The 14,865-nt window shown below is 36.5% G+C and carries 7 protein-coding genes; 3 read left to right on the plus strand and 4 right to left on the minus strand.

The window, feature by feature from the left end; genetic code table 11:
* Positions 1–17: 17 nt before the first annotated feature.
* From ACXACQ_RS19360 to ACXACQ_RS19375, 4 genes are all read right to left on the minus strand, one after another.
* Positions 18–7,763, minus strand: a complete 7,746-nt coding sequence (locus tag ACXACQ_RS19360) for an Ig-like domain-containing protein (RefSeq protein ID WP_474977638.1) — start codon at positions 7,761–7,763, stop codon at positions 18–20.
* A gap of 527 nt (positions 7,764–8,290) precedes the next feature.
* Entirely contained in the window at positions 8,291–8,887 is a 597-nt protein-coding gene (locus tag ACXACQ_RS19365) for a tetratricopeptide repeat protein (protein WP_474977639.1), read from the minus strand.
* 185 nt (positions 8,888–9,072) lie between these two features.
* Positions 9,073–9,891 (minus strand): DUF3108 domain-containing protein, encoded by an 819-nt coding sequence (locus ACXACQ_RS19370; protein ID WP_474977640.1) that lies wholly within the window; start codon positions 9,889–9,891, stop codon positions 9,073–9,075.
* Between the two features lie 56 nt (positions 9,892–9,947).
* The gene (locus tag ACXACQ_RS19375) at positions 9,948–10,760 is read right to left on the minus strand and encodes a 2,3,4,5-tetrahydropyridine-2,6-dicarboxylate N-succinyltransferase (RefSeq protein ID WP_474977641.1); all 813 of its coding nucleotides are present in this window, start codon (positions 10,758–10,760) and stop codon (positions 9,948–9,950) included.
* A gap of 36 nt (positions 10,761–10,796) precedes the next feature.
* Here ACXACQ_RS19375 and ACXACQ_RS19380 point away from each other — a divergent pair, with 36 nt between their 5' ends.
* From ACXACQ_RS19380 to ACXACQ_RS19390, 3 genes are all read left to right on the plus strand, one after another.
* Positions 10,797–11,924 (plus strand): glycosyltransferase, encoded by a 1,128-nt coding sequence (locus ACXACQ_RS19380; RefSeq protein ID WP_474977642.1) that lies wholly within the window; start codon positions 10,797–10,799, stop codon positions 11,922–11,924.
* A 378-nt stretch (positions 11,925–12,302) separates the two neighbouring features.
* Positions 12,303–12,959, plus strand: a complete 657-nt coding sequence (locus ACXACQ_RS19385) for a metal-dependent transcriptional regulator (RefSeq protein ID WP_474978491.1) — start codon at positions 12,303–12,305, stop codon at positions 12,957–12,959.
* Positions 12,960–12,984: 25 nt separating this feature from the next.
* Complete coding sequence (locus tag ACXACQ_RS19390; RefSeq protein WP_474977643.1) at positions 12,985–14,856, plus strand: Nramp family divalent metal transporter; 1,872 nt, start codon at positions 12,985–12,987, stop codon at positions 14,854–14,856.
* The last annotated feature ends 9 nt before the right edge of the window (positions 14,857–14,865 follow it).

Below are 14,865 nucleotides of genomic sequence, written 5' to 3' on the forward strand. Positions count from 1 at the left end.
AATACCTTATTTACTGGTTATTTTACAGATAAACGTGTAAAGAATACTTTACCGTCTATGTTAACTCTGTAGATATAAATACCTGTATTAAGGTTTTCTCTTCCATGAGTAATAGCTTGCTCACCTGCAAATTGCTTACCATCTTGTAAAACAGTTACTACCTGTCCTTTAGCATTTAGTAAGTCAACTCTTACATAAGCAGACTTTTCTAGGTTATACTTCAATGTTGTAGTTGTAACCATAGGGTTAGGGTAATTCATTAAGCCTAATTTACCAGCGCTTAACTCTTCTTCTACACCTGTTACTTTACCTACTTTAGCCGTAAATGAATATGAAGCTTCTCCTCCATTACCGTCTGTAGCTACCACAGTGATCAATGATTCACCTGCACCTACCTCAGTCAATACAATTAGGCCATTTACAATTGAAGCTCTAACTACAGCCTCGTCACTAGAAGAAATAGCGTAAGTAAGTACATCGCCATCAGCATCTGTAAACATATCAGCTAAACGAGCAGCTGTGTTATTGTTTTCAGCGCCTTCTTGCTCAACAACTACTGTAGGTGCACTGTTAGCTTTCTTCACTTTAACTGCAAATGAAGTACCAATAGCTCCACCATTTCCATCATCAGCGATGATGCTAATGAAAGTATTACCTTTTGCTACAGGAGTAATGAACAATAATTTATCAGTTACAGAAACTGTTACTATTTCCTTGTTCAATGAGCTTACGATGAATCTCAATGTATTGAAGTCCGGATCTTTGATGTATTTAGTTAAATCAAGAACACTTACAGGATCTCCAGCAAAGTATTTTTGCGTTGGAATTTGTGTTACTATGTTCGGGAATCTGTTAACATCATTAACCTTAACAACAAAGCTAGTAGCAGCAGACTCTGTAGTATTATCAAGGGCATTTACAGTAAATGTATAATAACCTGCTTGAGAATAATCTGGAGTAAATACTATTGTAGCTTCGTCAGCCGACTCGAAAGATACATTTTCGTACATTTCATCTAAAGTGTAGATAAGTACACTTCCATCATTATCAACAGCCTTAAGGCTCACTGATAAAGTACCGTTTTCATCTACCTCTAAAGTATCAGCAGGAGCATCAACAAATACAGGTAACTCATTAATGTGAACATGAACTGGTATTTCAATAGAAGGCTTGAATGGATCATTGCTATTGATTTTAACTTTAGCAAAATGATCTCCACCTTCTGTTAAAGAAGCATCCATTACTACTTGCATCTCTTCAGACTCCCCTGCTTCTACCTCACCGGCAGATGGGCTAAGAGAAATCCAGTCAGACACAGACATTAGAGCTCTTACTTTCAATGCAGTACCAGGTAATGCACTTTCTACTGAAGACCAGCTAGCACCGTTATCAGGACTGTAGAAGTACAATCCGTCTATTCCACTGATGTTATTATTAACACCTTGTGCAAAAGAAATATTTAATGGATAATGGAATACCACCCAGAATACTTCACCTGCAGCGAAAGACTGAGAGCTAGCTAGTTCTACTAATTCAAACGAACCTTCAGCATCAGCGCCAGTTACTTCTTGAGTAGCTACTAATTCACCTGTAGATGGAGTAGCACCTCCTTTATATACTTCAAGAACAACAGGGTCTGTGCTTCCTTCAGTACGGTAGAAGTTACGAACGTGAGTTAAAACAAATCCACTAGCCGGAGCTGTAAATTTAGTAGCTGAAGAGAAAGGAATATCAGTAGATTCTATACCTACGAAATCATCAGCCGTGTTACCCGCTTCATAAGCTAAAGAATCTGTGAAGTTAGTATCATCATCTAACTGAGATACAATGGCAGCTTTAGAAACGCCTGCATTATTAACAGTATAACCTTTTATAGCACGAGCAGCTGGAGTTACCAAACGAGTAACCTCTGCATCAACACCTGAGTAAAGAACAGAAGCGCTATACTCTAAAGTACTTCCTCCATCAAAATTACCTATAGTAATAGGCTGAGATGCTACTTCTGTACTTTTCAATACAGCGTAAATAGAATCTCCAGGAGTTGTAGCTGTAAATACTGGAGGTGTAACACCGTTTCCTAATAAAGAAACGTATACACTATCAAAATCAGTAGCCACTAATAAATTAGCTGCAGTTACACCTACTTCTGCAGGAGCAAAAGTAACTTCTACTTCCATTTCTTCGCCAGGGGCTAAGTCAAAGTTCACTGCACTAACTCTAAATGCATCATTATCAACACCTATAGTGTCTACAGATAACGCTTTAGAACCAGTATTTTTCACTAAAACACTTAAAGTGTTGCTAAATACTGAATCTTCACTTACATAAACTTCTCCGAAGCTCAATGAATCAGGAGCTACTGTTAACTCAGGAGTACCATGAACAACTAGTGATACAGGCACCGTAACTGTAGGGGTTTCAGGATCATTACTTCTGATAACGATGTTATCTTCGTAAGTACCATCTACTAGCTCGCTTGCATCTAAAGTTACTACTACTACACCTTCTTCACCAGGAGCAACAACACCCGATACCGGAGGTGAGAATAATACAGCCAATTGATCTTCAATGTATTCATTATTGAATACAACCTGAATTCCATCATTTCCAGTTAAATCTTCTATACCAATAGTACCAGAAGCAGCAAAGCTAGCTGTTTCTACATCTTCGTACTGAAGCTTAATTTCACCAGATTTGTAAAGAATCATTTGATATGTAACAGCTCCTGTATTAGCAGATCCATAGGCACCTACATTAGTAAACTGTACAATAAACTGATTTCCGATAGTTTGATAAACTACTGTACCAGAAACCGTTCCTGGCTCTAAATCATCCCAGAATCCTGCAATAATATTGTTGTTATTATCAGAAACAGGTATTTGAGCATTAGTAATAGTAGAGCTTAAAGAAGAAAATGATAATAATCCGTTAGCAGAAATATTAACAGTGTTATAAGTTTCACCATAATAAGTGAAATCAAAACCTACTGGTACTTCTACTGAACCATCAGCAAATAAACCATTACTTATTTCAGCAGTAACATCTGTACCTGAAGACTCAATGTCATTCCATGCATAGCTTACACTACCACCATTTTTATTATCAGCCCAAGAATATCCGAAGCCATTGTCTACTCCACCACCCATTAATGCACGGTGACCAACTCTTGTATCTTCAGCTCCTTTAGTTAATAATTCTTTACCAAAATCAATAATTGGTGAATTAGCAGATCTTTGAACCACTTCACTTGAGAACCAATAAGTTCCTGATAAAGAGTATATTAAATCATAACCACCTGTATTACTAATATAAACGGTGTCATATAATACATCACCAGCATTAGCTTCAGCAGAAATAGATTCTGGTGTAACACCAATTACTGGAGGATCAATACCTACACCAGCTACAGGCACTAGTACTTCTCCTGCAGAACTTGTGATAATGATATCATCATACTCATAACCAGGCTGAGTAGGCGCAAATGTAACTGGTATTATTATACCAGATGCAGGAGCAACCGTTACAGGTCCAGCAAAATCAACATCTAACTCTCTGGTAGTAGTTACTACACTTGTAATTTCAAGAGCTTTAGTTCCTGAATTTAATATCTCTATATTTCTGGTTTCAGTTAAACCTATATATAAAGAGTCAAATAAAATACTATCAGGATTTACCTCAATAGCAGGCTCGCCAATAACTGTTAACTCAAAAGGAACAGCTAATGATGAATTAATAGGATCATTACTAGCCAACACTAAATCAGTAGTATATACACCATCATTCAAATTAGCAGCCGATAAGCTCACATCTACGCTTAAAGAACCTTTAGCAGGAATTACTCCTGACATTGGGCTTGCATCAGTAATGAAATAAGGAGATGGAGGCATTATTGCTACTGCTAAGTTATCTTTAACATAAGCACTGTTAAATACTACCTGTACTCCATCAGTACCATCAACATTTTCAATACCTACCGTAGCAGAGTTACTTACAGTTAAACCTTCTACATCGTAATAATAGAAGTTAATAACTCCATTAGCGTTAAGCACCACTTGGAAAGTAGCCACACCTGAACCCGCGTAGTTTCCTACATGGTCATACTGAACTATGAATTTATTACTTACTTCTGCATAGTAAATATTACCCACTGCAGCAGAAGGTCTTAAATCATCCCAGAAAGGAGCAATAATATTATTTGGAGTAGCAGAAGCTGGAATTTGATCATTAGTATAATCTCCACCAATACTACCAAAAGTTAAATATCCATTAGATCCAATTGTTACTTCATCCATAGACTCTCCGTAGAACTCAAAAGAGAAAGGTAAGTCTACTACTGTAGAACCATCATCACTACCCACATTTACTTCAGTACCTATGGCAGCAATGTCATTCCACGCAAAAGAAGGTCCGCCAGCTTCATCACTGTCGATCCACTTATACCCAAACTCAGTGTCAGATCCAGCACCTAATTGTACAGGGTGTCCTACCCTAGTATCAACAGCACCTTTTTCTTCATTTACTGAGAACTCTATGATTTTAGTATTGTTTCTTTCTACTGTACTGTCAGCCAAAAGCTTATTAGCTGCTAATTCAGGGAAAGAATATGTTAACGGATAGTTTCCACTATTTAATACTGTAATAGTTTCAACTGTAGAATCTCCAGCATTTAGAGAAGTATATACAGCTTCAGGGTCAACTCCTACTACAGGAGGTGAAGTACCTACACCCACCATATATAACTTAGCTTGCGGAGTATCGGCATCATTACTATTGATATAAAGCGTACCTTTAACATTACCTGCATACTTAGGAGTTAATGTTATTATTACTTCTTTAGACTCACCTGAAGCCAGTGTAAATGAAGTTGGCTCCATTGTATAAGAAGAACTTGATGAAGTAATGCTAGTTACTACTAACTCACCTAATCCATTATTAGATACCGTTAGTGGTAATTCTTTAGCTCCACCAATAAATACACTTCCAAATTCTAATAGCTCGCTGTCTACTGCTAAATCTGCAACCTGACCACTAACTGTAACTGAAGCAGGTACTTCCACGCTAGAGTTAAGAGGATCGTTACTATCAATAATAATGTTAGCAGTATACTCACCATTACCTACTTCTGAAGCATCAAAAGTTACTTCTACATTTTCAGTATCTCCAGGAGCAATACTACCTGCGCTAGGATTGAACGTTACCCATTCTACACCACCACCAGCAGCACTTAAAGCTCTTACTTTAAATACAAACGATGAAGGATCGAAAGTAGCACCGCCATCAGCACTATAGAAGAAGGTACCAGCACGCTGAGTAAAATCAACATCTGTTCCCTGAGGGTAGCTTATTCCTGTTTGGTATTTATTTACAATCCAGAAAACATCTCCTTCAGCAAAAGTTTGAGACACTTCTAAAGGAATAGTGAAAAACTCACCTTCTTCACTGCTCAAAGTCACTTCTTGTGATAATAATAATTCAGCACTTTCGAAAGTACTACCTTTATATATCTCAAGTAATGTTACGGGGCTAGCCGCAGTCTCTGTTCTAAAAAAGTTTCTTACGTGGGTTAATGTAAATGAAGGCTGATCTACGTCAAATCTAACTGCGCATGCATAAGCAGCTCCACTAGTTAAACCTCCAAAATCTTCTGCAACATTGTCAGGCTCATCATACATGATAGAGTCCATAACACTTACTGAAGCAGCCATAGCATTGGCTCTTGCAGCTCTATTTTTTGCAGAAGCTTTCTTCTCAGCTACATGAGCAGCATTACCTTGGCCATACTTACTCATATCAACAGCAGAAAAATCTTTACCTGGGTAAAGAATATTTGTGAATGACTGGCTTTGGCTCAATACTACTGCTGAAATAGCATAATCTAAGTCAGCGCCATTTCCATTATTTGTTAAGGTAATAGTGCGAGTTACTACCGGATTTTCCTGTACATTGATACCCACCTGAAGAGATTCTGGTGTTACATTTATAACAGGAGCATTCTCAGTAGTACCACTTGCTACGTTAGAAATATCAGATACATTTCCGAAGAAATCTTCTGACTTTATGGCAAAGTAGAATGTAGTAGAAGCAGCTAAACCATCTACTGTAAATGACTGCTCCGTACCAGCAGTAGCAGGGTTAATCATATCAGCTACAACAGTAGCATTATCAAAGTTAGCTTCAGTTATAGGTGAAGTTGAATACCTTAACTCATAAACACTAGCCGAACCATTACCTTCATCAGCGGGTGCTGTCCAGCTTAGTTCAATAGAATTTTGGAAAATATCCGCTACAGCCAAATCAGCAATTGCTTCCGGAGCTATACCATCATTTTCTTGTAAAGCATTAAACGCGTTTAATCTTCCTGTTCCGAATAGGTTCGTTGGTAGACTGGCCTTTACATCTGTAGTTTGAATTAAACGGTCTTTAACCTGTTGAGGCGTGATATTACCTTGAAATTTAGATACAATAAGTGCTGCAACACCACTAGTATGAGGACAAGCCATAGAAGTACCACTAATAGATGCATATTGATCATTAGGGAAAGTACTTAAAATGTTAGATCCAGGTGCTGTAAGTTCAACCCATTGTCCGCGGTTAGTAAAATATGAAGGCTCATCGTTATGATCAGAAGAAGCAACTGCCACGATAGGGTCATAAATAGCAGGATACCAATCGGCATCTACCCCATCATTTCCAGCAGCAAAGATCACAACTCCACCTTGCATTGGACCAGAAGGATTACCATTAGCATCATAACCTGCCTCAGCAATGAAATAATCAATAGCATCCAATACTACTTGCTCATAATCTCCGGCATTAGTGTACCCCCAACTGTTTTGAGAGATCACCGCACCATTATCAGCAGCATATACATAGGTGTTTTCAAATCCACCAGTTGAGGTAGCTCCAAACGCAGCACATGACATTAAACGAACGCCATCGCCAGATCCTGAACCTCCAGCTACACCAGATACTCCTACTCCGTTGTTATTTACCGCAGCAATAGTACCACCTACGTGACTTCCATGATCATCAGCAGGAATTTCACCAGTGTTATCTCCAAATCCATAACCATGAATATCATCTACATATCCATTGTTATCATCATCAATACCATTTCCTGGGATTTCATCTTCATTTACCCACATGTTTGCAGCCAAATCAACATGGTCAACATCAATACCACCATCAGTTACAGCTACAATTACATTTGAAGTACCAGTTTCTAATCCCCAAGCAGACACTAAACTAATATCAGCACCAGGAGTACCACCTGTTTGTCCTGTATTTTGATAATGCCATTGGTTAGAAAATTGAGGGTCATTAGGCTCACCATCTAATTCATTTTGGTTATAAACCTTTACACTCTCTTTATCGTAATTTCTGGTTTTAGCATAAATATTCTCTGCTAATTGAACATCTGCTAATTGTGAGTATGCAGCTTTAACGGTGCTAACATCTGCTCTTGCAGCATCGAAACTTACTGTATACCATAAATCTAAACCATACTTATGGTGTTTAGCTTCATACTTACCCGCATTTTTGAAAACACGCGTCATAGAAGTTGCACCTGATCGTTGGTTTACTGCATCTAAAGACGAAATACCTGTAACGGTATAGCCAGCTGTAGACTTTGTCATAGTGGCATTAGCCAGACGCGCAGCTGCTTTTTCTGTTAATTTAATGCGTATAGCACTTGAATTAACAGCTTCCTTTTGCTGCGCAAAGGTTATTAAAGGAAGGGTGAACACAATTAATAACAACATAAAATGCCGAATTAATCGCATTCCATTAAAATAAATATATTGCATATTAAAATGGTTTTAGGTTGATATTAATAGAATATATAGACCACCACATAAGATGATTACAATTTCTACTAAAATCAAGGTTATTCTAATAAGTAAGATTAATAGATTTGAACTTGAAGTCAATCAATACAACAGCCTATAAATGAGAAGATTAAAGAATGACGAATGAATATTCGTACCGATGTGATTTGAAAAAATGGCTATGTAAGAATCAACTGTTCCGATCGAGTTTTCACTCTAAGTAAATCCATGAGCATGAAGTAATACCCCCATTCTCTGGCAATAAAACCAATAGACAAACATATTCATTAATCTAAATATAAAACCTATATGTGAGTATTACTATTTATGTGCAAAAATTTATTGCAAATATTTAATTAAATACCTTTAACAATAAGGTATTGAAATACTTATGTAAAACCAAGGCATGAGGATTCCTTTAGTCAAACACTAGTAGCAGAGAATATATATTTTTATTAAACTTATTTACAGTAAGTAGAAAGCGCTTGGTCAGCACTGCTGGCGCCCAGGTTTTTTGCCACCTTAAAATCTTTACAAGCTCTCGAGGCTTGCTTCTTATACACATAGAAAAAACCACGAGATAAATATGCATCAGCATATTCTTTATCTACACTAATGGCATTATTATAAGCGCTAAGCGCTTCATCCAAATTACCCAATTTTTGCGAAGCTTTACCTTTTAAAGTATATGCCAAAGCACTATTTTCTTCTAAGCCAAGTGCTTTATCTGCATAAAACACTGTATTTTCATAATCTTTTTGGCGGTAGTAAAAATCTGAAGTCAAGCTAAGGTAAGCGCCAACATTACGCGGATCTTCTTCTAGCACTTTATTAAAATCTTTAATAGCCAGTTCGTGCTTGCCTAGTTCCTCATAAGCCCTACCCCTATTATAAATGGTCTTCACATGCGCAGGCTCTAATTTAAGATATTCATTATAAGCCTTTATTGCCTTATCGTACTCTCTGTTCTTAAAGTAAGTATCACCTAATTGAGAGTTTTCATCCTTGCAAGATAAAATTGCTAGACCAACTATAAAAGCTAAAAAAATATTTCGCATGTTGTTAATTAAGGAAAATTTAATTTGTGAAATTTGATTTATAACAAGGTAAGCAAAGGTAATATTTTTTTATTCAAATTATACCATAATGCTATAAGGAATATAAAAATCTGTAATAATCTGAAGATTTACCTATTATCATTACCTACCTATAGTAATAGTTTAACTATAATTAGCCACTAAGGTTATTTAATCTTACTTACTTCATTGCGCAGATTTTCATATCCAGTTAACTCGAGTCCGGTACTGCCAATAAACATTTTTGCTTCTATCTTAAGTGGAATTTTGTTTTCGTCATCAGAAACCCATAAAAGAATGGAGTCTTCACCGTCAAACAGCTCATTATCAGGCATAATTGGTTCAAGCTTTATAGCTTTAAATTTACCTGCCTTAGTTTTGATCTTATCTTTACCTTTATACTTGATATCCAGTTCATAAAAAGTATCCTCGAAAAAACCCTTAATAGTAAATACATCACCTTTTTTCATACTATTAAAGTCGATGGTGCGCATGTAAAGATAACCAGCCAGCATATCGCGAATGTTTTCAGGAGCTGCGTAATAATTAGGCTCTTTATACTCTCCTGTTTTCTTGTCTTTTACTTTCGCCTCTATCTGATTACTTCTATGATCGAATCTTACAATTTCATTTTTACGGTATTTGCCTTCCTTAATGTTTCTGTAAGAAATGTGTGGTACTAATGCGGCAGAATCTACATAGGCACCCCAGTGATCATCCACCTTAGCTACCCAGTCTACCATACCAGTTGTTTTACCATAGACATCTATTTTGTAGCAATCTCTATGGTTTATTTTATAAAACTGATTTTGAATATGCATTTCAGCTTCTCCAATGGAGAAAATGCCAAACCTTACGTTAAAAGTTAGCTTTTCGCCTTTAGAGAAGCTGGCATTAGGAATATCAGTATAAATTTTATCTCCTTTATTTGCTGTAAAAGCAGACAATGCTATTAACAAGCAAAGTAACGATACAAGTCTTTTCATAACTTTATTAGGTTACAGTTAATCTACTAAGTAACAAACAAAGGAAGTGCCAAAATCTACACCACTACGTTATTCTCTCTTAAAGCATCATTTAAAGATGTCTTTTTATCCGTGCTTTCTTTTCTTTTACCTATAATTAAAGCACAAGGCACTTGGTACTCTCCTGCAGGAAATTTCTTCGTATAAGAACCAGGTATAACTACAGAGCGCTCAGGCACGTAACCTTTCATCTCTACTGGCTCACCTCCGGTCACATCTATAATTTTAGAACTTCCAGTCAATACCACATTAGCACCTAAAACAGCCTCTTTTCCTACCCTCACTCCTTCTACAACTATACATCTAGACCCAATAAAAGCATCATCTTCAATAATTACCGGAGCTGCTTGCACAGGCTCTAATACACCACCTATACCTACACCACCACTTAAATGAACATTTTTGCCAATTTGAGCGCAACTACCCACCGTAGCCCATGTGTCTACCATAGTTCCTTCACCAACCCAAGCTCCTATATTTACATAAGAAGGCATCATAACCACACCTTTACTTAAAAATGAACCATATCGGGCTACAGCATGAGGTACCACCCTCACTCCTAATTTCTCGTAATTGTTTTTTAACTTTATTTTATCATGAAATTCAAACGGGCCTACCTCTATCGTCTGCATTTTCATTAAAGGAAAATAGAGAATTACTGCCTTTTTTACCCATTCGTTTACTTTCCATCCATCCCCATCGGGTTCGGCAACTCTCCTAACGCCCTCATCGAGTTCCCCTACTATGGTTTTAACTGCAATTTGAACATCTTTTTCTTTTAATAAGGATCTGTTATCCCATGCATTTTCTACAATTTCTTTTAAATCCATCCGCAATTTTTAATTATTCTATTATCATTACTGTTAATGATGAAAAAGCAACGAATCGTTATCGCATCCGTCCTCAAACCTGTAGATGATACGAGGTCTTACGAGAAGATTGGCCTTTCATTGGGCCAAACAACTAAATATGCTATTAATATCATAGGGTTTTACTCAAAAAAACTTCCTGATAATGAAAATATATCATTTCACCCACTGCCAAAATTCAAACGATTATCACTCAAACGACTATTAGCACCTTGGAAATGTCTAATTAATTATATTCAATTAAAGCCTCAACTTATAATAGCTAACTCCCATGAATTACTGATAGTTACGGTAATTTACAAAATTTTATTTGGCGCAAAAGTCATATATGATATCCAAGAAAATTACTATCGAAATATTATTTGGACTAACCACTACCCTCAAGTAATAAAACAGCTTTTGGCAAGCATAATAAGAGGTGTCGAAATAGGAACTAGTCCCTTTATTGATCACTTTTTACTAGCCGAAAAGAGTTATGAAAAGGAATTGAGGTTTATCCAAAAAAGATACACCGTTATTGAGAATAAATTTGTTTCTAATTTAGATTCAACAAATATCAATTCCAATAAAGATACTTTAAGGTATCCTGATTTTATATTTTCAGGCACAATAGCAAAGTCTACCGGTATTTTTGAAGCAATAAATTTGATAAATGCCCTCAACAGAGCAAATTATCCATGTAAACTCAGAATTATAGGATATTGTGCACATGAGCCTACCAGGAAAGAGATTAAACAGGCATGTGACAGCAATCCAAACATAGTCGTAGATGATATTAGCCAGCTGGTACCCCATCAGCAAATACTCAACTCTATACAGGAAGCCGATTACGCCATTGTGAGCTATCCTGCTAATAAAAGTACATATAGCTCCACTCCTACTAAGTTATTTGAATATATGGCCATTAAAACACCCATAATACTGATATCAGACAACGCTGAGTGGGTTAAACTGTGCAATAAATACAATTCCGCAATCGTTTGCAGTAACTTTTCGGATAAAATAACTGATATAATTAGGCTTTTAGAAACAAAAACCTTCTACGATAAGGGAAATATCAATGAGCTCTATTGGCATTCAGAGGAAATAAAGCTTTTAGAGCTAATAAACTCGTTAAAAGGCTAATAGCGATTAATTATGCTATAATTTATGGTGTAAGAACCTCTTAATAACACATAAACTGCCAGACATTCAAAGTATAAATTTCTTTATTTTAAGACTAATAGAAAGATGAGTCTTAAATGGATACACCTTTATTTTAATAGCATTCCTTTAGTATCTTAATTAGACCTACTCGCTATATCTTTTTCGGATTCATTTCTCAATTGAATTTATTTTACTAATTTATTTAGCATTTTATTTTTAGACTAACCTAAACTTTATTTTAGTTAAACTGTTATGCTTGAGTAAACCATTGAAATTGGCGTATTTTGGATGTTTTAATTATTACTAAATATTTTTTTAGATTAAACTAAATTGCATATTTTTGCTTCAATGGAATTGATGTTAAGTTTCGCAGAAGAGAATTATCTTAAAACGATCTATTTTCTCACAGAGGAAAATAATTCGACCGTGAATACAAATGCGATCGCAGAGACGATGAAGACCAAGGCTGCTTCCGTCACAGATATGATCAAAAAATTATCACAGAAAGAGGTGGTACATTATCAAAAATATCGTGGAGTACGCATTACCCCTACCGGAGAAAAATTAGCACTGCAAGTGATAAGGAAACATAGACTTTGGGAAACCTTCTTGGTTGAAAAGTTAAAGTTTAATTGGGATGAGGTGCATGAAGTAGCCGAACAATTAGAACACATAAGATCTCCCCTGCTCATTCATCGACTTAATAACTTTTTAGGAAATCCGAAATTTGATCCACATGGAGATCCCATCCCAGATGAACACGGAATAATTCAGGCGAAACCTCAAGTCGCACTTTGTGATTGCCAAATCGGACATAGTGGAGTGGTACAATCAGTAAGCGATAGCAGTGCAGCCTTCCTTCAATACGTAGATAAGATAGGCGTCTATATTGGCGCAAAAATAAAATTACAGGACAAGGTACAGTATGATGGCTCCCTGGAGCTTTTGATTGACAACAAAAAATCTGTATTTGTCTCAAAAGAAGTTTCACAAAATATTTGGATAACTGAATAATATGTTGAGTGATAAAAACGACCTTATGAAATCATTAGGTGATGCCAACGCCTCCATCAATGCATCTAATAAAAAAGGGTGGAGAAAACTTTTTGCTTTTATGGGGCCAGCTTACTTAGTAAGTGTTGGATATATGGATCCCGGAAACTGGGCAACAGATATTGCCGGAGGTAGCCAATTTGGTTACCAGTTAATTTGGGTTTTGTTGATGTCTAACATTATGGCCCTTCTACTACAAAGCTTAAGTGCCAGACTTGGCTTAGTCAGAAGAATGGATTTGGCCCAAGCCTCGAGAGCAACATATCCCAAAACTGTAAACTTCTTTTTGTATATACTCGCTGAAATTGCGATTGCCGCTACAGATTTGGCAGAAGTTTTAGGAATGGCAATAGGTTTAGAATTGCTTTTCGATTTACCATTATTATATGGAGTTAGTTTAACCGTGGCCGACACTTTGTTATTTCTCATTCTTCAAAATTATGGAATGAGAAAAATGGAAGCTTTCATTGTATGCCTAGTTGGAATTATTGGAGGAGCATTTTTATTAGAAATGTTTATGGCTAAACCCGATGTAGCCGATTTAGCTACAGGTTTTATCCCTTCAATTCCAAATAGTAAGGCTTTATACATTGCCATTGGTATAATTGGAGCCACGGTAATGCCTCACAATTTATATTTACACTCGGCATTGGTCCAAACTCGAAAGATAAAATCTAATAAAAAAAGCCTTTGGGCTGCTATCAAATTCAATGTTATAGATAGCACAATTGCTCTGAATATGGCATTTTTTGTAAATGCAGCCATTCTCATTTTAGCTGCTGCCACTTTCCATACTAACGGAATGTTTAACATTGAAGAAATTCAAGATGCACATAAATTATTAACACCCATTTTAGGGTCAAAATGGGCATCTATTTTATTTGCTGTAGCACTAATTGCGGCAGGCCAAAGCTCCACTATAACGGGAACTTTAGCCGGACAAATTGTAATGGAGGGTTATCTACATCTCAGGATTCAACCTTGGTTAAGGCGATTATTAACCAGACTTATCGCTATAGTTCCTGCGCTTTTAGTCATATATATATATGGTGAAAAAGAGACTGGTAAAATGTTGATATTTAGCCAAGTAGTGTTAAGTCTCCAATTAGGATTTGCCATTATTCCTTTGATTCATTTTGTATCTAGCAAAACTCAAATGGGTGAATACGCCATTAAATTATGGATGCAAATTGCTTCATGGATTATTGCTTCTATAATCGTGGTTTTGAATGCAAAATTAGTCTGGGACGAGCTTACAGGTTGGCTTGCTGAGGCCGGAGAATACAAAATTTACGTGTGGGTGTTCGCTGTGCCCATTATATTGGCTGTATTTTGCCTTCTTTTATACATTACCTTCCAACCCATTTTCCAAGATCGGACGGCCAATGCCACCAAATCTCCACATGGAGTTTATACTCCCTTGGACTTTAACCACGGGCCAGAATATAAGAAAATTGCAATTGCAATGGACTTCTCAGATGTTACCAACAAGGCCATTTACAGTGGTTTAGCTCAAGGAGGGAAATCGGCAAGTTATGTTTTGATCCACATTGTTGAATCAGTTGGAGCTTGGGTTCATGGTAGCGATATTGCAGATCATGAATCTGGAGAAGATGCAAAAAACCTTAATAAATACGCAGAAGAGCTCAGAAATGCAGGTTATGAAGTGGAAACTAAACTAGGATTTGGAAGCCCTAAGAAGAATATCCCAAAATTAGCCAAAGAATTTAATGCTGAATTGTTGATTATGGGATCACACGGCCATAAATGGTTTCAAGATTTGCTCTTTGGAACTACAGTAGATGCCGTCAGGCACCGTATTGACATTCCATTATTCATTGTCAGAAAAGAAAATTAACATAAAAAA

The organism is Fulvivirga sp. AWR4_260, from assembly GCF_056158185.1.